Genomic DNA, 25,506 nt, shown 5'->3' with positions numbered 1-25,506 from the left:
GCCTGAAAAAGAATCTTTTCACGGTTGGTGAAATGTGACCTGCCTCATGGTTTCTTTTTGGCAAATATGGTTTTTTAGAGTAAAGAGGAAATCATATGTTATTTGATACACAAAAAATGAATAAAGTCCCATTCGAAGACATGAACGAAGTTCACGCGGAAGAGCTTGAACTGGCCAACACTATCTACGAATACCTCATATCAACTAAAGACTACGACCACGCTCGCATTGAAAAAATGCTGGAAGAGTTTGCTTTTCATCTAAGAGATCATTTTCTTTTTGAAGAAGACATGATGGCGGAAACAAATTGTCCTATTCTAGGATGTCATTCAAACGAGCATAAACGTGTTCAAAAAATTATGTACCAATTGTTTCAAGAGTACGCTTTAACTAAAGACGTGAGTCTTTTGAAGTTTTATTTTGAATTTGAATTCAAGTCGTGGATTGAAAATCACATTGTGACGATGGACATGGTGACAGGTGCTTACTTAAAAGACCCCGAAGCCTTTATGAAACAAGCGGCGAGCGCTCAGGGATAAAGTTTCCCACAAAGACTCATACATTCTTCATCGTTAGTGGCCTCTTTATTTTTAGCAAAAGTAATTCCTGCCACGTTGGCACGGATGTCGGCCGTTTCTGGATTTCCCATTCCCATCATGTCTAGTAGTTCTTTGAGAAGGCCGGCGCTATAAGCGTCGAGCGTTCCGCATCGAAGTGTCAGCATGCACGAAACTGAGCAGTGCTTGAACTTGTCGCGTGCATTAGGTGCATTGACCTTGGCCACAAGAGGCTTCACGTAAAAAGCTGAGCAGATAAAGTTTTCTTCTTCATTGGCAAATGAAGGAGCTGAATTCAAGAGAAGTAAAAGAGAAATTAATTTTAACATGCAATAATAGTAGAACGTCTTTTATAGTTGAGCAATTCAGATTTGCTGACATTCATCATCATAAAATTTATTTTGTAAAAAATATTCTTCTTGTTATACTTCTTTTGAAAAAGGAGAGAGCTTGAAAAGCAAAATAACCATCTTCGTTATTCTTTGCGCAGTGATAGGTCTCTTCTTAGGATTGGGTTCTTTTACCTTTATTTACGGAAAAGGGTATTCATATCTTCAGGATGATCCAAAGGCCTGTGTTAACTGCCACATTATGAAAGACCAGTACGATAGCTGGTCTAAATCGTCGCATAAAAGTGTGGCGACTTGTAATTCATGTCATGCTCCTCAAGAATTTTATCTTAAGTATCTCAATAAAGCGGAAAATGGTTTTAACCACGGATGGAAGTTTACCACCGGAAAATACCGCGACCCCATCAGAATAAGAGAACACAATTTTGATATTGCCATGAAGTCGTGCCTGCACTGCCATGGAGATCTAATGAACTCGGCCCAACATGAAAAACCTTTGCTCGAGGGACGCTCGTGCGTGCAATGCCATAGGGATGTTGGTCACAGCCATTAAGAGGGGAAAATGAATAAAAAACAAATGGCCTTAATCGTTGTCATCTTTATCATCGTCGGAGCGGGAATTGGTTTTCTGGCCACTGACATTGCGGTGAAAAAGAGTGAACAGAAAAATCCATTCTTTCGCGTGGTCGAGATTTCACCATTGGAAGATGACCCGGCAGTTTGGGGAAAGAATTTTCCTCTACAATACGACACTTATTTAAGAACTGTTGATCAAGTCCGCACCAAACACGGTGGTTCTGAATCAATCCCGCGCATGCCTTCAAGTGCTGATCCACGCGATCATGTGGCCCAAGATAAATTAAAAGAAGACCCGCGTTTAAAAATGATGTGGCTTGGGTATGCATTCAGTAAAGACTTTCGCGAAGAAAGAGGTCACGCTTACATGCTTGAAGATCAACTCTTCACTGGCCGCCAGCAGGTTCCTCAGCCAGGGGCCTGTTTAAACTGTCACGCTTCGACTTATCCTATGATGTATAAACTTGGGAATGGAGATATTCAAAAAGGCTTCGAGATTATGAATAAGATGCCTTATCACGAAGCGGCCAAAGGGGTGAAGCACCCGGTGAGTTGTATCGACTGCCATGATTCACAAAGCATGCAATTGAGAGTCACTCGCCCGGCCTTTATGGAAGGGATTGCAAAATACAAAGCAACTCTTGGTGTTCAAAAGTATGAAGTTAATAAAATGGCCACACGTCAGGAGATGCGCACGTTTGTGTGTGCTCAATGCCACGTTGAATATTACTTTAAAGGAACTGAAAAGCGCTTAACTTTCCCTTGGGATAAAGGGATTAAAGCGGATGAGATTTTAAAAGAGTACCAGGAGAATGGACATAAGGACTGGATTCATGCAGAAACAAAAGCTCCAGTCTTAAAGGCCCAGCACCCTGAGTTTGAAATGTTCAGCCAGGGTGTTCATGCGAAGTCTGGTGTTTCGTGTGTAGACTGCCACATGCCTTATCAGCGCGTTGGTGCAATGAAGATTACAGACCACCAGGCGAGAAGCCCGCTTCTGAACATTAATAAGTCATGTCAGACATGCCACCACTCACCAGAGTCAGAGTTACTTAGTAAAGTTGAGTTGATTCAATCAAGACACCTGGAAATGCGCGATAGGGCCCTGGATGCTCTCATGGCATTTATCACTGACTTAAAAAATGCTCAGGCGAAAAACTTTGACCCGGCAAAAGTTAAAAAGGCACAAAACCTACAAAGAGAAGCTCAGTTCTTAATCGATTTCGTGGAAGCAGAAAACTCTGCGGGATTCCACGCTCCTCAGGAAGCCGCCCGCTTGATGGTGCAGGCGCTGGATAAGATCAGAGAAGGGCAATTGATGTTAAAATAGAAAAGAAAGGCCGCTTTTAAGCGGCCTTTTTTATTTGAGCTTTTTTAATCTTTCAATAAGTGACTTATTGGCCGCTTCATAGTCTGGAAGGTCCGAGCCTTTTGTTAAAAGAATCCTCACTTCCTCAACGATAGCGTCACCAATCTTTTTTAACATCACTTTCTTTTCATCCAAATTTTTCGGCCACAGGTTTTTTCCGATATATGTTCTAGTGTACGCGAAGTATCCGTGCTCTTCAGTCATAAACACTTTATGACGGTCAGTGAACTCCGTATTAAAGTCTCGAGTCTGAACCATTCTAAAGGCCCTGTCATTCATCTCATCGTAGTATAGGGCCGTGAAGATGGCGCTCTTGTCATCAAACTGGTAATTGGCCACAACGTCAGCATAGAGTTCAGAATAGGCCGTTGTCACGCGGGCAAAACGAATAAAATTTTTATTGTTAAGAAGTTCTTTGTTTTTTGCTTCAAGCTTTTGTTGAATATCTTTTGAGTCCGGGTTTTTAACCGCTGCAATTTTAAGTGCAGAAATATCCTGGCTAAAAGTAATGTAGCCTGCATATTGAGGAAATTGTTTTAAAAGAGCATTCTCTAATTTCTTTTCAAGAAGAGCGTGACCATATTCATGGGCGACTGTGGCCAGGTTGGCAACAACTGTCGTTGGGAACTCTTGCCCAAACTCGCTGGTAAAAATCAAGCGTTCAGGAACCTGGATAATAGTCCCACCATCAAAGCTGGCATTATCAAAGATATGCTGGACAAAAAGATTCACTGGAACTTTTTCTTCACTGAATCTTTGGACTCCAATAATCATGTCTTCCACATTAGTGACATACCCACAGTCCATTTGGCCGGAGCTGGAAACGGCATAGGCTTCAATAACCGGACTGTTCTCTTTGAGAGGGCAGTCATGGGCAAAGGCCAAGTTGGTAAGAAGACCACCTAAAAGCAGGACAAGTGTTGGGATTGTTTTCATGCGGTTATTGTAGGACGAATCGAGGGGGGCAGGGGGTTTTATGTAAAAAATACTGTATCCCTTGAGAGCTGCCCTGACTCAGGCATAATCGAATTAAATAATTAATGGAGCCCTTATGAAAGAGTTTATGACGTTCGCCCTGCTTTTAATGTCTGTTTCTGCTTTTGCTGAAACTCGAATTACAGGTAAAGATGCTGAAAATCTGTTTAATAGTCTTGAAGGTCAATACGAATACACTTCTGGGGCCAAAGTAAGGGGTCTTTCAATTGAAACAATCGTCAGACATGATAATGAAATTAGCTGCCAGAAAGAGATTGTAGAGTATTCAGGTGCACTGGCGACAATTAGCTACGAATGTATTGTGAAAGAGTAAGAAAGTGTATCACTTTTGAGCACTACCACCATTTTTCGAAGTGGATGTGATCTGCTGAGACGCCTGCTTCTTTAAGTTCGCTCACCATCGAATCAATCATCGGTCGCGGGCCACAGATAAAAAAATGTGACCCCAAATCCGTTCCATATTTTTTTAGCATTGCCAGATTTATGCGAGTGGTTTCACCTTGCCATGATGGTGAATGCCCTTTGGTTGCGCAAAACACACTGTAGGGGGCTAGTTCTTCGCGAAAGAGGATGTCTTCCTCGTAAGAAACAGAATAGAAGAGTTTAAGTGATGTTTTCGTTTTATCCACGCTTCTAAACATCGAAAGAAGAGGAGTGACACCAATACCTCCAGCGATAAAAACTAAAGGAGAGTTCATGTGCTCTTCCTTTAAAAAGAATTTTCCCTGGCCTTCAGTAATCATGACCTCTTGTCCTGCTTTAACCTGATGAAGGAACTGAGTCACTGGATGCGTATTGGATTCGCGCACAGCAAGGGTTATAAGACCTTTTTCCTGGATAGCGGAGGTGATGGTATAGCCACCAATATTTTTGCCTTCAATTGGGGCATAGAGATCTATCCATTGGCCTGGTTTAAAATGGTATGAACGAGAACCGTACTCGATTTTAAAGGCCTTGATTCTGGCCGTGACTTGTGTGACTTCGGTGATGACTGCTTTAAAAATGTCAGGTTGATTACTCATGCAACCAACCTAACATAGAATTACTGAATTTGAATATTAGAAATACTTCCGCCCTTTCCAGAGAAAGCTTCATCACTGATAACTTTGAATTTTAAGTCAATGTTCTTACCGGCAAAGGCCGCGAGGCTGATTTGGAAGCTTCCGTTTTGCGGTTGAGACACTGGCTCCATTAATGTCGTTTCCACGCCATTGACGATGGCCACGATTTCAAAGAAGTCATAATCAGGCTCTGTATCCATGATCAGGTCAAATGAAAGAATGGCTTCAGTTTGAGGAAGTTCAATTGAGAGTGTCGCCTCAGTAGATGTTTCCGGGCAATACCCTTCAAGTACGAGAGCATTGGCCGATTTTTGCCATCCGCAATCTGTATTTTTAGGATAAGTAGTGGTGATAGTGTCACCAATAACGTTTAAGTCTTGAAGTTTTTTAAATTCAGGTAGAGTCTCGAGAAGAAGCGAGGTTCTTAAAACCGGCAAACGCGTAGATGAATCGCGGTCAAAGCCGTAAATTTCTACTGACTCTGTTCCATACGCAGTATTTTTAGAATTGAGGGTGATAGCAATCTTATCCTCTTCATCTTTTTCAAAGCGCTGAACAAATTTTTTGTTCTTGAAGACTGAAATGTAATCGATGTTACCTACAGAGGCAATCAGGTTAACCAGGTCATTGCCGTGAACTTGAAATGATTTTTGCTCAAAATTCACGAAAGTCTCTGAAGATTTTTTCAGCGCAGGGTCTTTTAAAAAATCGTTGTAGATCTTGGCAACGACTGTAGAGTTTTGAGTTAAAAGATCATCAGTTTCTTCGTCAAGAATAATATCAGTCGCCACACCACGGTCTTCAATTAAAGAGTTATCCGCCAGGCGATGAGCATGTCTAGCAGTTACACGCATCGAAATGTTTTGTGGTGGTACTGGCATATCAATTGATTCGAATGCCGGTTTCATATAGCCGGTTGCCCAGACGTTGGCCCCTCCACCAAAAGTAGAGTGGTCAGTACCATAGATTTTAACGCGAGCGTAGTCTTTCATAACAGCAGAGAAAAGATCACATGATGAAAAGCACTCACTGTTTGTTAAGAGAACAACTTTACCAAAGTAGCTTTGAGAAACGCGAGAAAGGTCTGTCAGAGTCGTCAGGTTTCCCGGTCCAACTAATGTGTTATTGTTTGCTTGAGGGATCATCAACTTCAGCCATGATGGATCATCTTTAAACATAAAAGTCATAAAATCATTGGCTCTTACATAAAAAGGAATACTCTTAACTGGCATCGCTCCAAAAAGGGCTGCCATCTTTTCTGCAAATGAAATTTGTCCACCGTAGTTTCCGCGCAGGTCGATAACCAAAGCACTTGTGTCTGCCAGGTTTTGGGTCAGGACTTTTTTAACCTCTGCCACGGCAGCATTTGTTCCTTCAGGTGCATCAAAGCTGTCTAGTTTTAAATAGCCAAAGTTCTGTCCCTGGTAAGGAATCACTTTCCAGAAAAGGTTAGGGTGTTTTGTCGTATGGGGAGTACTCAGGTCTACTAACGTTGTATCAGAGTTAAGAAATTTTTTCTTCACTAGTGGAAGCTTATTCTTAAAGAAGGTAATAAATTTATTTTTCCAGTTAAGGAAGAACTTCTTACGCTCTTTTAATTTTACTTCTCTTAAGTTCTCATCAGTCTTACCTGATTGAACTTTCTCTTCGGTTTTTTCCTTTAAACAATCAGGATTAAAACGCGCAATCCATGGAGCAACAACAGAGTACTCTTCTCCATTGGGTTTTTTAAAGGAAGCGGTAATTTCATTATCTTTTTGAAGGATTGATCCATAGTAGCTGCGGAAATAAAGATCAAAAACACCCTGAACGATAACGGCGTCAGGTGTTGAGGCCCCAACAGCTGACGAGCGAGATTTAATATAACTTAGGGGTGATGTATTTTGGTAGCTTACGAGCTCATCTCCCGGTGTTAGCTTTTGAAGATCGGGAGAAAGATTTTTAAGGTTGAGGTTAACAGAAGTCACAATGATTTTGTTGGCCTTCATTTTTTGAAGAGAAAAACCAGTCAATGAACTATAGCAAGCATAAGGCTTAGGCAAATTGTAGTTTACATGGAAGTCGCGAACGCTGGTATAAATAGCCAGCATCCTTTGGTGGAATTCAACTTCATCCATTTCGTGGTAGCGGTCTTCAATGATCTTTAAATCTGCTAGAGGATTGGTCGGATAGATCGACATTTTATGTTCAAGGTTTACATAGACTTTGGAAAAAAGAGTTCTGGTATAAGAGATAATAAGCTCTTTATCTTCATCAGATAATGGCTTAAAGACAATCTGATTGCGGACATCTTTAAGTGGCCTGAACTGATTTTCTTCAGCGGCAAAAGCACCTGCAGAAAAAATCAAAAGAAGACAAAGTAATGACTTCATTAAACATCCTTTATTAAGAATAGATGTGATTAAAAGAGCAAAGCTTATGCCGACAAAAGGCTTCTGAATTCAGTACGCTGGAGGCGAAGTAAAGGAAAAGAATTGGTCAGTGTTTAAACTTTAGACAGTTTTAAAAGGGTGATTTCGGAAGAAATACCAAAGCGGTGAGCTGGTCCCCAGTACCCTGTTCCCGGGTTGACGTAGAGCCAGAGTTTTCCATGGCGATTGAGGCCCTTGTAGTAGCGGTGGGCGATAGGGATGAGCAGACTAAAAGGAAAGAATTGTCCAGCGTGAGTGTGTCCGGAAAATTGCAATTGAAAGCCATATTTTTCGGCGTTCACATAGGGATCAGGTCTATGGGCAAGTAGAATATTAAAATCAGTTTTTTCCTGAGTTTCACGGGCCTTTTTTAAATCAGGGCGGTGTTCTTCTGAAAAAGATCTGCCTACTGGATCGGAAATACCGGCCACTAAAAGTTTAGCAGGGCCAACATTGAGAACGCGGTTGGTGTTGATTAAGAGTTCAAAACCCAATTTCTTTAATTCTGGCAGTAAACTTTCGACACCCCAGTAATACTCGTGGTTGCCGGTGACATAAAAAGTTCCAAAACGAGACTGCAATTCTCCCAGTGGTCGTAAGTGTTTTTTGATTGGTTCTGTATGAGCGTCAGCAAGATCACCAGTAATCACAACTAAGTCAGCATGAGTGGCATTTGTTTTTTTCACAACTTTATTGACGTAGCGGCTTTGAATCGTTGGCCCAATGTGCAGATCGCTGATTTGGGCGATCTTTAAATTTTCTAACCCCGAAGGAAGATCTTTAATTGGCAAATCTACTTCGACAACTTTTGGGCCGCGAAGCACTTCAATAAATCCCAGGAATGTCACAAGAGCAGAAAGGGCGAGAATGATAGCATAACCGTGAGGACCAATAAAAAATTCGCCATCTTTAAACATGGAAAAAACAAAATGAACAATATCGATGGGAATAGAGATCATAATAAATGTTCCCCACCATCCCATAAAGAGTGAGCCAATCCACGTTAATACCATAAACCATTTGGCCTCAAAGGCATCAGGTTTGTTGCGCGAAATAAACATGGAAGAAATCATGAGTGAGAAAAAAACGGAGGTTCCTGCAAACATGATATAGGGGTGCGTAGGAGCGATCTGTAATCCTTTAAAACAGGTGTAGGCAAACAATGAAGAGAGGACAAATAAAAATGGAATCACATCTTTCTCACTGCCTCTCATCATACGAAAACGTCTTCCTAATGCAAATCTAAAATTGTGAATAACTCCATGCTTACTTTGATGTGACTTCCGTTTTTGCCCCTTTCTTTTTGGAATAATGTCCGTTCTTAAGAGTGAGCACCGCGTTTTATGCTCTTCGAATTTGGCATGCAAACTGCTTTTAAGAGTGAGCTTATGTTTCTTTAAAACTTAAGAAAAATTTCTACACGTCGTAGAACTTAAAACATGGAGGACTTTTATGAACCGCAAACACCAAGGACAACAGCCTACTAGGAATGCCAGCACTTCTTCACTTAATAGACAAAGAGGAGGCCAGTTTAATTCAACTTCATCATATGGACAAAATTATGATCAAGACCAAGAGTATGAAACAAGTGGACAATACCGCAATGAAAACAGAGCAAACTACTCAGGCACAACTAGTTCGTGGGGAGACGATGCTTATGAGGCCGGAAGGGCACCAAGCTTCAGAGACACAGATTATGACCTGGACGGAGCTACTTATGATCGTCCAGACAGACACCAAAGAGGAATGAGCTCTTCTTACGATTCATATGAAACAAATGATCGCAACAGAACGCCATCAAGGTTTTCATCTTTAGATGATGATAGATCTTCTTATGGAAGATCATTTAGCGGCCATAGACCAGAGAGAGGGCTAGGTCAGGATAGAGAAAGATCTTGGGATAGACCTGAGAGAAATTTTTCAAACAGAGGTCTTGAAAGATCAGGATCATCTTCTGAAAGATTTGGTTATCCATCAAGCATGGATTCTTGGGGGCATCAAGGTCAATACGACCGCTATCAATACAACTCTGGAATCGGTCGTCAGGGTCAATCTGGATGGATGGGATCTTCTTCATATGGAGAAGGCTCAGTAGACCGCGATTACGATTCACAAATGGGAATGGGGCATTCAAGCTTCACAGGAAAAGGGCCAAAAGGTTACAAACGTTCTGACGATCGCATCAAAGAAGAAGTTTGTGAAACGCTGGCAAGAAACCCAAGAATTGATGCAAGCGATATTGAAGTGAAAGTCGAAGAGGCCTGCGTGACGCTTTCAGGAACTGTTGAAAGTAAAGAAATTAAACGTGCCGCTGAAATGGCCATTGAAAACCTTTCAGGCGTAGATGATGTAAAAAATGAAATCAGAGTTAAAAGAGCAGACGACTCAATGTTTGCTTCTTCGGCCGGTGGAAAAAATGCAACATCATCAAGCTCTAAATCATCAACTTCACAGTCAAAAGGCTCTGGTCATCTTTAGTCTGCGATAAATATTTTAATAAGGTCCCGGATTCGTCCGGGGCTTTTTTATTAAGATTTTATCAGGAACGAGTTGACTGAATCTTAACGAGACAAGACAGAGTTTTTCTCGCAATCTTTAGTCAATGAAGATGACAGATTTGCACATTCATTCGACGTACAGTGATGGGAAGCTAACCATTCCTGAAATTGTCGACTTGTATGGCAAACGAAAGTTCAAGATCATTGCGATCACAGACCATCTTTGTGAAGAGGAATCTTTTTTAGGGAAAGCGTCTAATTTCCTGGATAAAACCCTGACGAAAGAAACCTTTAACTCATACTTAAAAGAAATCGAACTCGAAGCTAAGAGAGCGATGGAGATGTATGGGATGCTGGTCATTCCAGGTGTAGAGTTCACTAAAAACTCACTGTTCTTTAAGCGCTCAGCCCATGTTCTTGCTTTAGGTATTAAAGAGTATGTGCCGGCCGACAGAACGATTATTGAACTATTGGATGCAATCAAAAAACAAGGCGCTGTCTCCATTGCAGCCCATCCCGTATCAACCAGAGTGGTAGAACATCAGACTTTCCATCTTTGGGATAACCGCGAAAATTTACGCGATAAATTTGATGCCTGGGAAGTGGCAAGTGGTGCGCATTTTTTTGAGGAAGTTTTTGAAAGTGGCCTTCCTATGATTGCCAGTTCAGATTTTCATCATCCCAAGCAAATCAATTCGTGGAAGACCATGATTGATTGTGACCTAAATTTTGAATCAATGGCGAAGGCCATCAGAGAGCAAAGAATTGAATTTATAAACTACTCCGAGTTCAATTCGAAATCCGTCAGGCTCCAGCAAGGTCTTGTGTTCGAAGGTGTGCACATTTAATCCTTGCTGGAGTTTTTTATTTTAAACAGCTTTTACAAACTGAACATCAATTGAAATACTGACGTCGTCACCGACGAGTAATCCACCAGCTTCCAGGGCCGCATTCCAAGTTAAACCGAAGTCTTTGCGCTTAATCTTAGCTGTGGCACTCGCACCAACCTTAGCATTTCCCCACGGGTCTTTTAGCTCTTCTGTTGGCCCGTCAACTTCCAGAGTCACTGAATTAGTCACTCCATGAATAGTCAGGTCTCCGACAATTTTTAAATCTCCACCAGATTTTTCAAAGCGAGTCGATTTAAAAGTAATCGTTGGGTATTTTTCTACATCAAAAAAGTCTGCACTTTTTAAGTGAGCGTCTCGTTGCGCTTCGCGAGTATTAATGCTTGCTGCTTCAATTGTAACGTCTACTGAAGAGTTGGCCAAGTTAGCTGCGTCGTATTGAAACTTGCCGCTTAATTTTTCAAATCCACCGTGAACTTTAGCGATCATCATGTGTTTAATAGAAAAGTTTGCTGAAGAGTGAGAAGGGTCGATGTTGTAAGTATTCATATAGTCTCCTTTTGTATGTGAGGTTTGTTTTCTCTCTTGTAATTACTTTATCGGAGTTTGAGATATTTTATTAGATAGGAAAAACTGGAATTATAATTCAGCCTAATGTATAATCTTTTTCATGGATTTCAATGAAGTAGCGATATTTATCAGTGTGGTACAAGAGGGAAGCTTTAGTCAGGCAGCTAAAAAGCTGGGCATGCCCAACTCAACCGTAAGTGCAAAAGTCTCAAATCTTGAAAAGAGATTAGGGGTGACTCTTATTCAAAGAACAACCAGAAAGTTAAATATCACTCCGGCAGGCCAGGCCTATTTCAAAAGATGTATCCAGGGATTAGAAGAAATCAAAGCTGCTGAATCAGAAATCGCAGCAGTTCAAGGAGAGCCTCAAGGACTCCTGCGCATTACTGCACCCAATGAACTTGGAAGTAGTATTCTTCCAGGCATTGTTTCTCAATACACTAAAAAATATCCTAAGGCGCGCATTGAAGTTTTATTAACAGATAGAAGGGTAGACCTGCTGAGCGAAAATGTAGACCTCGCGATTCGTGCAGGTGAGTTAAAAGATTCTAGTTTGATTGCCAAAAGAATTGGGACTCTTTATTTTGCTCCATTTGCGTCACCAAAATACTTAAAGACAAAAGGAACGCCAACACATCCTCGCGAACTTCGCAATCACAGCTGTCTTCAGTTTACACCAGTTGGAGTGGATGAGTGGAAGATGACAAGCGCTAAAGGTTCTCTAAATGTTCCTATCCCAGGCCGCATCCTTATTAACGATATGTTTGCTTTAAAAAAAATGGCCTTGATGGATGATGGTATTGTTTTTCTTCCTACCTACTATTGTTATCAAGAGGTAAAGTCCAATAAGCTTATAAGGATTTTACCAGAGTGGAGATCACACTTAACTCCGATTCACTTTGTTTATCCAGCACAGAGATTCGTGACGCCAAAACTTAGTGCCTTCATTACTCTTGCAACAGACATCATCAAACGCAGTTTTGAAGATTACGAGATTTAAAAAAATTCTGTTCAAATACTGTCAGCTTCTTTAGACTTTTATTAGTTCTTTCTCTTTTCCTTATTAATTCACAAGGAGTGTAACTGATGAAGCGTAATGTTATTTTAGTGGGGCTACTTTGCTTAGCTACCATGTTTGGTTGTAACAAAAAATCAGACGAAATTAAAATTGGTGTTTATGGACCATTCTCTGGTGGATCTGCACCGATGGGTGTTTCAATGAGAAACGGTGTAAAGATTGCGATTGAAGAGATCAACGCTGCTGGTGGTGTTCTTGGTAAAAAAATCGTTATGATCGACCGTGATGATGAAGCAAAAAACGAGCGTGGTGGACAAATCATGCAAGAGCTTCTTGATAAAGAAAATGTTGTAGCGGTTCTTGGACCTGCTAACACTGGTGTAGCGAATGCTTCAACTCAGTACACACAACAAAAGAAAATCCCTCAAATCATCAACCTTGCTGCTGGAGCAAAGGTAAATGAATTCTTCGCTACAAATCCTGAAAACTATATTTTCAGACTTGCAGCTGGTGACGATGTTCAATCAAAAGTTATTGTTAACCAGGCATTAAAAAGAGGAGCTAAAAAACCGGCTCTACTTTGTGATGACACTAACTACGGACAGAACGGACGTGAAAAAATGGAAGCAGCTCTTGCTGCTGCTGGTGTAAAGCCAGTTTACGTTGGTAAATTCAAAATTAAAGACACTGACATGACAGCTCAACTTCAAGAAGCAAAAGCTGCAGGTGCAGACGTTATCCTTGCTTACGGAATCGGGCCTGAGTTAGCAGCTGTTTCTAACTCAATGGATAGAATTTCATGGAAAGTTCCGATGATCGGATCATGGACTCTTTCTATGTCAAACTACACAACAAACGCTGGTAAAAACGGAAACGGAACAATGATGCCACAAACATTCATTGAATCTAGTGCGACTTCACCAAAGCAACAAACTTTCCTTAAGACTTATGCAGATAAGTTCAAAGAATCTCCAATCTCTTCAGCGGTTTCAGCTGCTCAAGGATACGATTCAGTTTACCTTCTAAAGCTTGCTATCGAGCAAGCTGGAAACACAGAAGGACCAAAAATCAGAGAAGCTCTTGAAAACCTAAATGCTACTTATGAAGGTCTAACTGGAACATACACAAAGCCGTACTCATCAACAGATCACGAAGCAGTAAAAGAAGCTAATGTTCTTCTTGGTATGGTTCAAGACGGAAAAATCATTTCATCGGAAAAATAAAAAATGACTGAAGTTCTACAACTTTTAATTTCAGGTTCAATTCAGGGCATGATCTATGCCCTGATTGCATTTGGATACAACCTGACGTTCTCTACTTCAAAAACCATTAACTTTTCTCTCGGGCAAATCGTAATGCTCGGAGGTGTTGTGGGCTACATCCTTTATGTGAACATGCAAAGCGGCCAGCACTCTGGTATCCCTTTCATCGTTCCACTTATTGCCGTTTTATTGGTGGGTATGCTCTCGGGTGCATTAGTGCACAAGAGTGCAGTTGAGCCATCTCTAAAATTTAAGTCAGAATACACCTGGATTCTTGCGACCCTCGCAATGGGGATCATTATGAAAAACGGTGTAGAGCAACTTTGGTCGACAGGGGATTATAAAATGCTCTCTCCACTAGGGGATGACATTTTAAGATTTGGTGGAATCGGGGTTTACGCTCAGGAGATTTTAATTGTTATTGTCTCCCTGGGAATTGTTTGTGGAGTGGAAATCTTTAAACGCAGAACAATTTACGGTAAAGCGATCCAGGCAGTAAGTGAAGATAAAGCGACAGCAAGCTTAATGGGGATTCCTGAGAAGTTTGTTATCACTGTCTCTTTTATGATGTCTGCCTGTATTGCTGCCATCGCCGGTCTTTTAGTTGCTCCACTAACTTTCGTTTCCGCTTCAATGGGAACGGTTTTAGGGATTAAAGCTTATTCAGTTTCCATCATCGGTGGTCTTGAATCAGGTTTTGGTCCGTTAGTCGGAGGATTAATTCTGGGAATTTCTGAAGCCTTCACAGCGAGATATATCTCGACGGGGTATAAAGAGATGCCAGGATTTATTTTCTTAATCATTGTTATTTTATTTAAACCAAACGGATTGTTTGGGAAAAAGATCATCAAGAAGGTGTAGTCGAAATGGAAAAAGCACAACTGACAGGTTCGCAAAGAACCATTAAACTCCTTCAACTTCTTTTGATTCTTGTTCCTTTTACTCTGCCGTTATGGGTTCAGAACGAATACTACGTTCACAGTATCTTAGGACGAATCTTTATTTATACCATTCTCGTTGTATCCCTTGACCTGGTCGTCGGATACATCGGAGACATCTCTATCGGTCACGCCGGTCTTTTTGCGGTTGGGGCCTACACGATGGGTGTTCTTAACTCAACAGCAGCAGCGAACATGGGCTCAACGATGACTCTCTTTTTAGAGTGGCCATTTTTCCCAGCGCTTATCGCTTCTGTGATTGTCACCGGATTTTTCGGTTTCCTTCTTGGCTTCCCGTCGCTTAGAACCTCGGGTCCATACCTGGCCGTAACAACGATTGCTTACGGACTTATCATTTATACTTTTATTAATGAGCAAGAAACTTTAACCAACGGTACTAAAGGGATTCAAATGGCCCCTTTAAAGTTTTTTGGCACGTCTTTTAACGACAACAAATTTATCTGGTTGGTTTATCCGTTTCTTCTTCTCGTTATGTACTTTAAGAGCAACCTTTCAAAAAGTTTTTGGGGGAGAGCATTCGAGGCGATTAAGTTTAGTCCGATTGCCGCTGAGAGCTCTGGGATTTCAAAAGTACGTTATAAACTTACGGCCTTCATCATGTCGGCCTGTATTGCTGGCCTTGCCGGTGCTCTTTTTTCTCACTTAGACAGCTACATTGCTCCCAACACATTCAGCATGGACTTTTCAGTTCTTGCTCTTATGGCCCTTATCTTTGGTGGAGTTCGCTCGACTTTTGGTAACGTTGTCGGGATGGCCCTGGTTGTAATTCTTCCGGATCTATTTACATGGTTTAAAGATTACCGCCTGATGGTGTTTGGTCTTTTACTTCTTTTAACTCTTTTCTTCCTGCCAAATGGTCTTGCGGGATTAATGAAGAAGTTCTTCCCGAATCTTTTTGCAAAAAGACTTCCGGTTTTTACGGCAAGTGATAAATCAAAAATCGAATTTAAGATTGAAAAATGTAAAGACGGACACACTCCTTTATCGCTGGATAAAGTAGAGATGCGCTTTGGCGGTCTGGTTGCTGTTAACCAGCTTGACCTGAAAGTAAAACCAGGATCAATCCACGGATTAATGGGTCCAAATGGTTCTGGAAAGTCGACAACTGTTAACGTTATTACTGGCCTTTATAACCAGACCACTGGTGACGTTAATGCTTTTGGTAAATCAATCGGTAAACTAAAGCCGCATGAAAGAGCAGAGATGGGAATCGCCAGAACATTTCAAAACCTTCAGCTTTTTGGTGACCTGACTGTTTTAGAAAACGTACAGGTTGGTTTACATAAACACTATAAGTCTTCTTTCTTTGCCGTTCTTCTAGGACTCCCATCGGTTGCCCGTGAAGAGGAGCAAAAACAAATTGAAGCTTACCGCCTGCTTGAATTCGTGGGCCTTGATAGCCTAGCAAACGAACAAGCAAAGAACTTAGCTTACGGTCAGTCGAGACGTCTGGAAATTGCCCGTGCTATGGCCTTGAGACCAAAACTGATTCTTCTTGATGAGCCGGCAGCGGGATTAACAACTCTGGAAATCAACGAGTTCAACGAAATTATTTTAAAAATTAAAGCTGCCGGAATCGCTGTTCTTCTGATTGAACATCACATGGATATGATGATGAAGATCTCGGATGAAATTACTGTTCTTGATTTCGGAAAGAAAATTGCTGAAGGGAAACCTTTAGACGTTCAAAAAGATCCAAACGTTGTTAAAGCGTACCTAGGGTCTGAAGGGGCAAGCCATGCTTAAGGTAGATAATGTTGGTGTAAGTTACGGTGGGATTAAGGCCGTTAGAGGTGTATCCATCGAATTAAGGCCAGGAGAGCTGGTGTCTCTTATTGGTTCAAACGGTTCAGGGAAAACCTCACTTCTAAGAGCGATTTCTGGTCTGGTCGATATTGATCAGGGAAGTATTTCAATCGATGGAAAGGATCTTTCGGGGATCAGTGCTCATGACCGCGTGAAAATGGGGCTTGCTCATTGTCCTGAGGCCAGAAAAATTTTCGGGCAACAAAGTGTAATGGATAATCTTCTTCTGGGAGCATTCCTGCGCTTTAAAAAAGAAAAGAAGAGTGAAATCAATCAAACGATTGAAGAAGTTTTCAATATCTTCCCAAAACTTAGAGACCGTCAGAATCAACAAGCGGGAACAATGTCGGGTGGCGAGCAGCAGATGCTAGCAATCGGCAGAGCTTTGATGTTAAAACCAAAGATTCTTATTTTAGATGAGCCATCAATGGGTCTTGCTCCGGTTATTATCGACGAAGTATTCAATGTTGTTGGAAGAATTAAAGAAACGAGAACGACATCTATTCTTTTAGTTGAACAGCTTGCTTACCGTGCGCTTCAGCTTGCTGACCGCGCTTACGTACTGGAGCAGGGTGTGGTTCGTATTGAAGGAACAGGAAAAGAGCTTCAGGATAGCCCGGAAGTTAAGAGTGCTTACTTAGGTGGTCATTAAGAGTCTTCACTCTGGATTTTGATATCGAGAGAATTTTTAACAAAGTCATCAATCAATTTTTTTTCTTTTTTATTTTTGTTGCGCTCGGATTTCATTAGAAGTCCGCGCGCTTTTTCTGCTTGTTCTTTGCTGATCGGAGCGTACTCACGGCCCTTAGTCCAACCGTAGCCCCATGAATAAGAAGCATCTCCAGGGCGTCCGCCAAAACGCACACCAATGTACATGAGAAAGCCACTTAATGATGAACCGGTCATCTTCACGCACTCTTTGAGCTCTTCGTCTGATTTCTTTCTTTCATCATCTGTTCCTCCGATCCAATAGTGAAGGTCGTGAGTAAAGCAACAACCTGCCCACTGCTCAGGGTTTTCTTTTTTCCCATCAGGCCATTCAGAACAATAATCCGTTGTGAAAGGAACCAGGACTGGACTTTCATTTAGATGTTCGTTTTGACGAATGGGATTTGGGCTTAAAAGAGCGCACGATGAAAGAGAGAGAAGTAAAAGAAGAGTGAGGAAATGTTTCAGCATAATTTAAATATCAACGGCATTGATGATTTTAATTTTATTGGCCGTATTCTTTCCTTCTTTTAACATTCTTTCAGTCAGGACTTCAATAGGTGTAGCGAAGCTTTTTTCAATTCTTTCCGGAAGTATACTTGAGAGAACTTGGGTTATTTTGATTGTCGCTTTCTCCAGCGGGCGGCTGGCCTTTCTTTCACCCATAAGTAGACCTGGTCTCATCAGGATTAAGCGGTTTAAAGAAAGTTTTAAAAGCGCTTCTTCGGCTTCACCTTTAACTTTGTTGTAAAAGATAGAAGAGTGAGGATTCGCTCCAGCAGCGGAAATAACAACGAGAGATTGAGACTTGTGATATTCAGCTAGCTTTCCAAAATTAACAACAGCATCGAAATCAACTTTTCTAAAGTTCTCTTGAGTGCCGGCGATCTTTATTGTCGTTCCCAGGCAGCAAAAATAAAGTTCACCTTTAAGTTCGTCCGCATGATTCATGAGATCAGCGAAGTCTGAAACGATAACATTTTTTAATTTGGGGTGGGTGAGATCAAGAGGTCTTCTGGTGGGAGCAATCACCTGAGTTATTGATTGGTCTTTTAAAAGTTTGGATAAAAGCAGGGCCCCTGTGAGCCCTGTTGATCCTGCTATTACTGCAATCAAATTATTGTGCTTTCGCGATAGCTGTACCGTAGTAAGAAACAACTACTGAACAGAATTTTCCGTCAGCTCCGGCCCATGTGTTGTAAGTTGCCGGGCGCTTACTTGTTTCATCTACAGTGATTTGAACGAATGTAGGAGTTGTTGTTGCGTTTGAAACAACACCACAAAGCTCAGCGACTTTGCGCTCTTGATTGATATAAACATATGAAGTGATTTTTACAGATGGCCCTTCAGCAAAAGCGCTGAAGCTTAATAGAGCAAGAGAAAGAAGCATAAGTTTACGCATAAAAAACCTCCGAGTTGTTTTTTCTTCTTCTTAAAAAAGACCTCTCATAGGATAGCGCAGGCGGGGGAGTCAGTATGGGGAGTTTTCAATCTTTTTCTTACAAATAAAAAAGCCCTCTTTCGAGGGCCTTTCTTACTTCCAGCTTGATGGATATTTGTAACCTTTAAATTTATTTTTGGCATAAGCTTGAAACTCTTTTGAATTCAGCGCTTCTTTAACCGCTTTAGCAAAATCACTTTCAACTTCCTTAGTTCTCACAACCGCCCAATTGATGTAAGCGTCGCTTTTTTCTGCCATTAACTTCGAAGTCAGTGACATACCTGAGCTAACGACATAGTTACCATTGATGATCGCGAAGTCCACATCTTGAGTTGCTCTAGGGATTTGTGCCGCTTCAAGCTGAACGATCTTGATGTTCTTTGGGTTTTTGACGATGTCTTTTGGTGCAATTTTAAACGGGTCGAATTTCTGAGGAAGTTCAATCCACTTTAAATCAGCTAAGATTAAAAGAGCGCGTGCCAGGTTTGTCGGGTCATTTGGCATGGCCACAGTGCTGCCATTTTTAACTTCTGAAAGTTGTTTTAGTTTCCCCGGGTAAATCCCAAGTGGCGCTGTTGGAACTTGAGCAATGGGAGTCAGGCTTAGGCCTTTTTCTTTGGCGAATTGCTCTAGGTATGGTTTGTGTTGAAAAATATTCAGGTCTAATGAACCTTCTGAAAGAGCGATGTTTGGCTGAACGTAGTCAGTGAATTCTACTACGCGAACCTTGTAGCCTTTCTTTTCTAAAAGAGGCTTTAAGCTCTCTCTTGATAACTCAGCAAAGTCTCCAACAGTAGCACCGATAACTTTTTCAGTGGCACTCATTGCAGGCGTTACACTTAATAAACTCATTAAAGACAAAAGTAACAACTTCTTCATCACTAACTCCTAACGTTTATCTAATTTTCGTGAAATATAGTTTCCGATCATTTGAATGATTTGAACAAAAAGAACCAGTCCCAAAACAGTGACAATCATAATGTCTGTTTGGAAGCGGTAGTAACCGTAACGAATCGCCAGGTCTCCAACACCTCCACCACCGATAATTCCGGCAGCTGCAGAGTAAGAAAGGTAACTAATCGTTAAAGTCGTAAAACCTAAAATGAGTGGGGATCTTGCTTCTCTTAAGAGAACACTGAAAACAATCTTGGGAAGAGTGGCACCCATTGATTGGGCCGCTTCAATCGTCCCGCGAGGAACTTCCAGAAGAGCAAGTTCAACTAATCTGGCAAAATAAGCGATACCGGCAATCGAAAGAGGAACAGTGGCGGCAATGGGACCGATAGTCGTTCCAACCACTACGCGGGCAAGAGGTCCGGCCGCGATCATTAAAATAACAAAAGGAAATGAGCGGACGATGTTAACTAATCCACCAACAATAAAATGAAGTGTGTTGTTTTTTAGCAGGCGCTCTTGTTTCCATAGATATAAATAGATACCGATCAATCCACCAAAAAGAGTGGAAGTCGTTAGACCTAGAATGAGCATGTAGAACGTTTCTAAAACAGCTTTTTGCAGTTCAGGCAAAAGTGAGATGATATTTTCCATTAGAAATCCCTCACTAGTGCTTTACCGTATTCTGTCTCTGGAGAGACCGAGCCGTTTTTAACTTCCAGAGTTTCCTGAATCTTTCCATCTTTAAAAAGCGAAACGCGGTGACAAAGTCTTTTAACGACTGTCATTTCGTGAGTCGCGATAACAATGGTTAAATTTAATTTCTTATTTAAGTCGATTAAACAATCCAGGATTTCCCCCTTGGTTAGAGGGTCAAGAGCGCTGGTTGGTTCATCGGCAAGAAGAACTTTGGGATGATTGGCAATGCTTCTGGCAATGGCCACTCTTTGTTTTTGCCCGCCTGATAAAAGAGCAGGGTAGGCATCTTTTTTTTCTCGCAATCCTACGAGGTCGAGACATTCTAAAACGCGCTTTTCAATATCTTCTTTTTTCCAGCCAGCAATTTCCAGAGGAAGAGCGACGTTATCGGCAACAGTTCTGTTGGCCAGTAGATTGAAGTGTTGAAAAATCATTCCTACTTTTTGTCTGACTAAACGAAGTTCTGCCGCATTCTTTTTTACCAGATCGACACCTTCTAAGAAGATGTGTCCGCTGGTCGGGACTTCAAGCAGGTTAAGGGTTCTCAGTGCTGTTGATTTTCCCGCGCCTGATAAACCGATAAGACCGTAGACTTCACCGCTTTTGACATTAAAGCTGATATTATCCAGAGCTTTGGTTGCTCCATGTTTTGCACTGTAGGTTTTAGAAACTGAATCAACAACAATCATAATTATTCTTTTAAAAGATTTTTATGCAGGCCTTTTACAATTAATTGGGCCGAAGAAAGGTTCGTGGCCAGCGGAACATCATGAACTTCACAAATTCTTAGCAGTGAAGAGATGTCTGGTTCATGGGGGTGCATTCCTAGTGGATCGCGCATGAAAATCACAGCGTGGCATTTTCCAGTTGCCACTAAAGCAGTGATTTGAGCGTCACCGCCTAATGGTCCTGATAAGTAACGTTTTACTTTAAGACCAGTCTGCATCACCATTTTTCCAGTTGTAGAAGTAGCGACGAGATTAAATGTTTTTAGAAATTCAATGTTATCTTTTACGAAGCTGATCATATCAGCTTTTTTTCCATCGTGAGCAATAAGGGCGAGAGTTTTTTTCTTAGGGGATGCCATAGGGACCTGCTTCTAGAGTTATTAGAAGCAGTATAACGCTTGAAGGGGCTTTCTGACAATTAAATGAGACCCACTTCTTTAAGAATTGCGTAGGCCTTATTGCTCTTAGCTTCGTCTACATTTTTCGGGTAGTTCTGTAGCCAAATGTCTACTAAAGCTTTCTTGCTGTCGGTAAACATTTGTTGGAAAGTATACTTTTCAGCTGCATCGGCAGGCTTCTTTTTTGACTGGGCCACAATGCTCTTTAAGATCCCTTTATTGCTCTCTAACACACTCAAGGCCTTGGCCGGATCATTGTCATAGTAAAGAGCGATATTAGCTTCAGCTAATACCCGGGCCTTACTTGCCTGGGCACTAATATGGGCCGAGTCTTTATATTGCAGGGCCATATCAAGGTTGGCCTGTTCATCCTTAGAAAGTTTTGGAAACTTTGATTTAAGGATTTTTGCCATCTCGGTTCCAACCGGGGCCATGATCCCAGCATTAGCACGGGCAAAGAGAATGATCCCACTTTGGCTTTTGGGATTCTCTTTGATGTAATTAATAACGGCCTTAAGCGACTGGTTGTTGTTGTAAGTGACTTCACCCCAGACAACAGCATCTTTTACATAGCTTTCTGCACCGGCCTTATTAGATTCATATTGACCTGAACAGATTTTGCAAGAGGCAGCGACAGCTTCTTTGGAGTCATCTGTGCTTGGAAGACAACATGTCTCACACGAGTAAGGATATTCGATTCCTTCACCGTGGCGGATTCCCAGATTGTGAAGCTGTTCATGAAAGATTGTTTTGGTCAGTTCGGCCACTTCTTCTTCTGTCCCTTTTCCTGGTTGTTTTGGATAAGCAGGTGAGAGTGAAATAAAGGGATGGTTCGCTTTTGGATTAGTGATTTTATCTTCTTTGGAAGTTGAAGCATGCCCCGCCGTTCCTTTCCAGTCGTAACCAGCTTCATTACAGACGATACTGACGTGGTCTTTTTCAATTAATCTTTTTAGTCCCATGAGGTTGTTGAGAGCACCATTAGGGGCTTTCGGATTGGCCTTAGTATTTTTTTGAGCAAGATCGCTTAAGCAACTAAGGCCTTGCCCCATGGATTGAGACATAATAGACGAGAAAGTTTTGACTCCCCAGCTATTAAAACAAGATTGGTGGATCTTGTAACCAAAGTCCGTTTGAACAAAACCATTGTTAAGTTTTCCCATCGCCTTGGTGATATCGCTCTCAAGTAAAGTGGCAGCGTTAAGAAAAGGGGAGATCGTTGGATCGCAGGCTTCGCCTTTTTTCTGTCCGATGACTTCATGATCAGTAATGGTCTTGTCGTACTTGCCATCGCCGTCAGTATCGATCTCAGTTGTTGTGATAAAGAATTTTAATTTTTCATTGCGGTAAACTTTTAATTGGCGGTCTTTTCTGGTAATGATCTCTACTGGTTCAGTGTCACTGACATAAGATTTATACTCGCGGGTCTCATCCATTTTGCCGTCGAAGTCGAAGTCTTGTTCTTTTTTTACCAGCTCGCCATTTTCATAGGTTTCAATCAAGTCGATCTTTTTATCATCGTTGTAATCGTATGAGACGACTTTCGTTTTTCCCGAGGCTTTTTGCGAAACAGGGTTTGAACCTGCAAGAGCGGGGTAGGTAAAGAAGTTGATAAAAATGATTGAGTATGCAAATAGGGTTTTCATCTCTTCTAGTATCGGAGCGTCAATCTCTTTTATTAAGAGTTGTCACGTTTTTGGGAGCATTGGCGTATAATCTTTTTGGTAATCAATAAAATGGGAGTAAACATGAAAACTTTGATTTTAGCTTTTTCTCTTTTAAGCACCAGTGCCTTTGCCAAGGAATACAAGATGCAGGTAACTGAAAAAGGTTATGAGCCAAGCACGCTCAAGGTAAAAGCAGGGGAGTCAGTGACATTAAAGATCACAAGAAAGACTAACGCTACTTGTGCCAGAGAGATCACAGTTCCTTCTCAGAAATTAAAAGTAGATCTTCCACTGGATAAAGAAGTAACAGTAAAAGTAGCAGCACTACAAAAAGGTGAGATCAAGTTCGGTTGTGCAATGGATATGATGATTGGCGGAGTAATGATCGCAGAATAAGGCAGAGAGTTTCCTCTCTGCCCCTTTCTTTATTAAGCAGCGTTTTTCTTCGTTCCGTAAACTTCTTCTTCAAGCATTAGGATAATGTCAGACAGGTTGTCAGCTTCTTTAAACAGAAGCTCCGACTGGTTCGCCGTTTGGTGAACAGTTTTAGTGTTGTCCTGAGTTGTAATATCCAGCATATTCATAGCATCTGAAATATTTTTTACACCTTTAGACTGCTCTTCAGCTGCAACTGTTACATCTCCCATCAGGTGCTTTACTGATGAAACGTTGTGAACGATCTGATCAAGGATCTCTTCACATCTTTCAGCAACTTTTGTCCCGTGATCTACTTTTGCTTTTCCTTCGTGCACTAAACTCTCAACGCGTTTTTTCGTTTCAGCGATGATTCCAGATACACTTGAAATAGATTTTTCTAAAAGTTCATTAATCTCTTTAGAAGAGTTACCACTCATTGCCGCCAGGTTACCAACTTCTTCAGCTACAACGGCGAACCCTTTTCCCATATCTCCGGCACGGGCCGCTTCAACAGAAGCGTTGAATGACAGAAGTTTTGTCTGAAATACGATGTCGTTAATCACTTTTGTTTTCTCAGAAATATCCTGAATAACACGGATGATTCCTTCGATTTCTTTGTTACTATTTTCAATCTGAAGAACGATATCATGATTACTTTGTCTGATATCATCCATTGACTGGCGCATCTGTTCTACAGTGCGTTTTCCTTCTGTAGCGATTTCAAAACTGTTATTGGCCTGCTCAGAAGAGTTTTTAGCATTGTCCACACTCTTGACAACCATAGCGCTGATTTCTTCCAGAGTTGTTGCTGTTTCCTGAATAGCTGAAGCTTGTTCCTGAGTTGCACTTGAAACCTGGAAAGAAGCATCTTTAACAGTGTTACTTCCGTTTCTTGTCACGTCTGCCGACTCTTTTAAACGGTCAGCAAGAGCGATGATCTTCCCTGTAATCTTTCCAATCAGGAAATACCCGATAAGTAGAGCTGAGAAGGCAAGAGTTAAACCGATAGCAGAAAGAATACCAATTTGTTTATAAATTGGACCAACAATAGCAGCTTTTGGAATGGTGACTTCAATGTACCATGCTTCATTATTCATATTGATTTGAGTCAAGATACTCATGTTATGTTCATCAAGAATGATCTGCTCTTCTTTATTTTGAAGACGTGAAGCTTTGTATGGAGCATAGTTATCAATTTTTTCAGTAAAAATATTTTTTAGTAGTCGACTTTCATCACCAGTGAAACCAACAATTGATCCAGCTTTATCATAAATAATGATGCGAGATCCTTTTGGAAGATTTTTTGTATCAGTTAAAGTTTGAAAGAATGTTAAGTCGACATCAGCTCCAACTTCACCATAAAATTTGCCATCTTTAATGATAGGAGAAGCAAGTGTGATAAGAAGAACAGTCTTTCCGTTAACTGGATATGCGTAAGGAGCAACGATAACATCTTTCTGCAGTTTTTTAGGAAGTTGGTAATAGTCACCAGGACCTTCTTTATCATAATCAACCAGGGCTTCAAGTCTTACTTCTTTTTCTGAGACTCTGGTAATATAAGGGACAAATCTCCCTGATGCATCTGAAGGAACTTTACCTGCGTATTCAGCATCTTTACCATCAAAAGCATTTGGCTCCCATCCTGTGTTGAACCCAAAAATGGTTGGGTTTGCAAGGAATTGAACCTTCATCATTTCCATAACCTCTTCACGATTAACTTTCATCGGGTGATTTTTATCTTTTGTCTGTGACAGGTTTCTGGCAAATGATCGAGTGACTTCGAAGGCCTGTGAAATTTTAAATTCGATTTCAGCAGCTACATCCTCAGCATATTTCTTTGATTCAAGTTCAGCTTTTTCAAAGAGCTCATTTTGAAGAGAGTAGGCGCTGTAGGCGGTAAGAGCGATAGAGACTACGAAAATACTGGCCGCGGCCCAGGCCAATAAACGGAAGTTGAGAGATTTTTTCATTAATCCATCCTTAAGAGGTTGAAATACACAGATGGTACCTATTCGTAATCTAAAGAAATTAGTTTATAAGTAAAAACCAGTTGATGAGAATCTTGATAATGAGAAGCAAAGTAACTTAAATTACGAAATAAAACTCAAGTTAAAAGTGTTTTCGTCAAGATTGAAAGAGCAAAAACTACCTAGGCGGATTTAGTTGATGGAAGTGAGAAGAGCTCAAGTTGGTTTTGAGGATTTGAATAATCTTTCAACGTAAAATTTTGCTTACACTGAAGACGTGATGAAAAAATTGCCGAGATCATAATG

Annotated in this window: 27 protein-coding genes; 12 read left to right on the top strand and 15 right to left on the bottom strand. The window is 41.1% G+C overall.

Translation table 11 applies throughout. The features are described 5' to 3' along the window. Positions 1 to 116: 116 nt before the first annotated feature. Positions 117 to 539 (top strand): bacteriohemerythrin, encoded by a 423-nt coding sequence (locus AC6JA8_RS14650; protein WP_497974473.1) that lies wholly within the window; start codon positions 117 to 119, stop codon positions 537 to 539. Here AC6JA8_RS14650 and AC6JA8_RS14645 read toward each other — a convergent pair. After that, entirely contained in the window at positions 530 to 886 is a 357-nt protein-coding gene (locus tag AC6JA8_RS14645; protein ID WP_497974472.1) for a hypothetical protein, read from the bottom strand. The two genes, AC6JA8_RS14650 and AC6JA8_RS14645, sit on opposite strands and share 10 nt — an antisense overlap. Positions 887 to 1,007: 121 nt before the next feature. Here AC6JA8_RS14645 and nrfH point away from each other — a divergent pair, with 121 nt between their 5' ends. Both nrfH and AC6JA8_RS14635 read left to right on the top strand, forming a co-directional pair. After that, a complete protein-coding gene (gene nrfH, locus AC6JA8_RS14640) occupies positions 1,008 to 1,460 on the top strand; it encodes a cytochrome c nitrite reductase small subunit (RefSeq protein ID WP_497974471.1) in 453 nt (150 codons plus the stop codon). A gap of 9 nt (positions 1,461 to 1,469) precedes the next feature. Then, positions 1,470 to 2,813: an ammonia-forming cytochrome c nitrite reductase subunit c552 gene (locus AC6JA8_RS14635; RefSeq protein WP_497974470.1), complete on the top strand. Its 1,344-nt coding sequence runs from the start codon at positions 1,470 to 1,472 to the stop codon at positions 2,811 to 2,813. Between the two features lie 30 nt (positions 2,814 to 2,843). On the opposite strand, the gene AC6JA8_RS14630 is transcribed toward AC6JA8_RS14635, so the two are convergent. Further along, positions 2,844 to 3,788, bottom strand: a complete 945-nt coding sequence (locus AC6JA8_RS14630; RefSeq protein ID WP_497974469.1) for a hypothetical protein — start codon at positions 3,786 to 3,788, stop codon at positions 2,844 to 2,846. A gap of 115 nt (positions 3,789 to 3,903) precedes the next feature. Here AC6JA8_RS14630 and AC6JA8_RS14625 point away from each other — a divergent pair, with 115 nt between their 5' ends. After that, positions 3,904 to 4,161 carry a hypothetical protein gene (locus AC6JA8_RS14625; protein WP_497974468.1) on the top strand — a complete coding sequence of 86 codons (258 nt, stop codon included), beginning with the start codon at positions 3,904 to 3,906 and terminating at the stop codon, positions 4,159 to 4,161. Positions 4,162 to 4,183: 22 nt separating this feature from the next. On the opposite strand, the gene AC6JA8_RS14620 is transcribed toward AC6JA8_RS14625, so the two are convergent. From AC6JA8_RS14620 to AC6JA8_RS14610, 3 genes are all read right to left on the bottom strand, one after another. Beyond that, entirely contained in the window at positions 4,184 to 4,870 is a 687-nt protein-coding gene (locus tag AC6JA8_RS14620; protein WP_497974467.1) for an FAD-dependent oxidoreductase, read from the bottom strand. A gap of 20 nt (positions 4,871 to 4,890) precedes the next feature. Beyond that, entirely contained in the window at positions 4,891 to 7,281 is a 2,391-nt protein-coding gene (locus AC6JA8_RS14615; RefSeq protein WP_497974466.1) for a S41 family peptidase, read from the bottom strand. A 113-nt stretch (positions 7,282 to 7,394) separates the two neighbouring features. Beyond that, the gene (locus tag AC6JA8_RS14610; RefSeq protein ID WP_497974465.1) at positions 7,395 to 8,381 is read right to left on the bottom strand and encodes a metallophosphoesterase; all 987 of its coding nucleotides are present in this window, start codon (positions 8,379 to 8,381) and stop codon (positions 7,395 to 7,397) included. Between the two features lie 391 nt (positions 8,382 to 8,772). Here AC6JA8_RS14610 and AC6JA8_RS14605 point away from each other — a divergent pair, with 391 nt between their 5' ends. Next, positions 8,773 to 9,798, top strand: a complete 1,026-nt coding sequence (locus tag AC6JA8_RS14605) for a BON domain-containing protein (protein WP_497974464.1) — start codon at positions 8,773 to 8,775, stop codon at positions 9,796 to 9,798. A gap of 130 nt (positions 9,799 to 9,928) precedes the next feature. Further along, positions 9,929 to 10,666, top strand: coding sequence for a PHP domain-containing protein (locus AC6JA8_RS14600; RefSeq protein WP_497974463.1), 738 nt, complete (start codon positions 9,929 to 9,931; stop codon positions 10,664 to 10,666). Between the two features lie 21 nt (positions 10,667 to 10,687). Here AC6JA8_RS14600 and AC6JA8_RS14595 read toward each other — a convergent pair whose 3' ends face one another. Then, positions 10,688 to 11,215, bottom strand: coding sequence for a YceI family protein (locus AC6JA8_RS14595; RefSeq protein WP_497974462.1), 528 nt, complete (start codon positions 11,213 to 11,215; stop codon positions 10,688 to 10,690). 121 nt (positions 11,216 to 11,336) lie between these two features. Between AC6JA8_RS14595 and AC6JA8_RS14590 the strand changes: the two genes are divergently transcribed. The 5 genes from AC6JA8_RS14590 (at position 11,337) to AC6JA8_RS14570 (ending at position 16,933) form a co-directional block, all read left to right on the top strand. Next, positions 11,337 to 12,236, top strand: a complete 900-nt coding sequence (locus AC6JA8_RS14590) for a LysR family transcriptional regulator (RefSeq protein ID WP_497974461.1) — start codon at positions 11,337 to 11,339, stop codon at positions 12,234 to 12,236. 86 nt (positions 12,237 to 12,322) lie between these two features. Then, complete coding sequence (locus AC6JA8_RS14585; RefSeq protein WP_497974460.1) at positions 12,323 to 13,477, top strand: ABC transporter substrate-binding protein; 1,155 nt, start codon at positions 12,323 to 12,325, stop codon at positions 13,475 to 13,477. Between the two features lie 3 nt (positions 13,478 to 13,480). After that, the gene (locus tag AC6JA8_RS14580; protein WP_497974459.1) at positions 13,481 to 14,377 is read left to right on the top strand and encodes a branched-chain amino acid ABC transporter permease; all 897 of its coding nucleotides are present in this window, start codon (positions 13,481 to 13,483) and stop codon (positions 14,375 to 14,377) included. Positions 14,378 to 14,382: 5 nt separating this feature from the next. Next, positions 14,383 to 16,221 carry a branched-chain amino acid ABC transporter ATP-binding protein/permease gene (locus tag AC6JA8_RS14575; RefSeq protein WP_497974458.1) on the top strand — a complete coding sequence of 613 codons (1,839 nt, stop codon included), beginning with the start codon at positions 14,383 to 14,385 and terminating at the stop codon, positions 16,219 to 16,221. Then, entirely contained in the window at positions 16,214 to 16,933 is a 720-nt protein-coding gene (locus AC6JA8_RS14570) for an ABC transporter ATP-binding protein (protein ID WP_497974457.1), read from the top strand. The genes AC6JA8_RS14575 and AC6JA8_RS14570 overlap by 8 nt, the downstream gene beginning before the upstream one ends. Here the strand turns inward: AC6JA8_RS14570 and AC6JA8_RS14565 are convergent. The 8 genes from AC6JA8_RS14565 to AC6JA8_RS14530 form a co-directional block, all read right to left on the bottom strand. After that, on the bottom strand, positions 16,930 to 17,460 hold the full coding sequence (locus tag AC6JA8_RS14565) for a hypothetical protein (RefSeq protein ID WP_497974456.1): 531 nt from the start codon (positions 17,458 to 17,460) through the stop codon (positions 16,930 to 16,932). The genes AC6JA8_RS14570 and AC6JA8_RS14565 overlap by 4 nt on opposite strands. A gap of 3 nt (positions 17,461 to 17,463) precedes the next feature. Next, positions 17,464 to 18,105 carry a Rossmann-fold NAD(P)-binding domain-containing protein gene (locus AC6JA8_RS14560; RefSeq protein ID WP_497974455.1) on the bottom strand — a complete coding sequence of 214 codons (642 nt, stop codon included), beginning with the start codon at positions 18,103 to 18,105 and terminating at the stop codon, positions 17,464 to 17,466. A gap of 1 nt (position 18,106) precedes the next feature. Further along, on the bottom strand, positions 18,107 to 18,391 hold the full coding sequence (locus AC6JA8_RS14555; protein WP_497974454.1) for a hypothetical protein: 285 nt from the start codon (positions 18,389 to 18,391) through the stop codon (positions 18,107 to 18,109). Between the two features lie 132 nt (positions 18,392 to 18,523). Then, entirely contained in the window at positions 18,524 to 19,309 is a 786-nt protein-coding gene (locus AC6JA8_RS14550; protein ID WP_497974453.1) for a MetQ/NlpA family ABC transporter substrate-binding protein, read from the bottom strand. A 9-nt stretch (positions 19,310 to 19,318) separates the two neighbouring features. Next, on the bottom strand, positions 19,319 to 19,978 hold the full coding sequence (locus AC6JA8_RS14545) for a methionine ABC transporter permease (RefSeq protein ID WP_497974452.1): 660 nt from the start codon (positions 19,976 to 19,978) through the stop codon (positions 19,319 to 19,321). Beyond that, the gene (locus tag AC6JA8_RS14540) at positions 19,978 to 20,712 is read right to left on the bottom strand and encodes a methionine ABC transporter ATP-binding protein (RefSeq protein ID WP_497974451.1); all 735 of its coding nucleotides are present in this window, start codon (positions 20,710 to 20,712) and stop codon (positions 19,978 to 19,980) included. The genes AC6JA8_RS14545 and AC6JA8_RS14540 overlap by 1 nt, the downstream gene beginning before the upstream one ends. 2 nt (positions 20,713 to 20,714) lie before the next feature. Further along, positions 20,715 to 21,110 (bottom strand): methylglyoxal synthase, encoded by a 396-nt coding sequence (locus AC6JA8_RS14535; protein ID WP_491637281.1) that lies wholly within the window; start codon positions 21,108 to 21,110, stop codon positions 20,715 to 20,717. 59 nt (positions 21,111 to 21,169) lie between these two features. Then, positions 21,170 to 22,795, bottom strand: coding sequence for a hypothetical protein (locus AC6JA8_RS14530; protein WP_497974450.1), 1,626 nt, complete (start codon positions 22,793 to 22,795; stop codon positions 21,170 to 21,172). Between the two features lie 102 nt (positions 22,796 to 22,897). Between AC6JA8_RS14530 and AC6JA8_RS14525 the strand changes: the two genes are divergently transcribed. Continuing rightward, a complete protein-coding gene (locus tag AC6JA8_RS14525) occupies positions 22,898 to 23,212 on the top strand; it encodes a cupredoxin domain-containing protein (protein ID WP_497974449.1) in 315 nt (104 codons plus the stop codon). A gap of 32 nt (positions 23,213 to 23,244) precedes the next feature. Here the strand turns inward: AC6JA8_RS14525 and AC6JA8_RS14520 are convergent, their stop codons facing one another. Beyond that, positions 23,245 to 25,203 (bottom strand): methyl-accepting chemotaxis protein, encoded by a 1,959-nt coding sequence (locus tag AC6JA8_RS14520; RefSeq protein ID WP_497974448.1) that lies wholly within the window; start codon positions 25,201 to 25,203, stop codon positions 23,245 to 23,247. Between the last annotated feature and the right edge of the window lie 303 nt (positions 25,204 to 25,506).

This window comes from Bacteriovorax sp. HI3 (assembly GCF_059738875.1).
The sequence above is the reverse complement of the archived record's forward strand: the minus strand, read 5'-3'. Positions and strand labels throughout refer to the sequence as shown.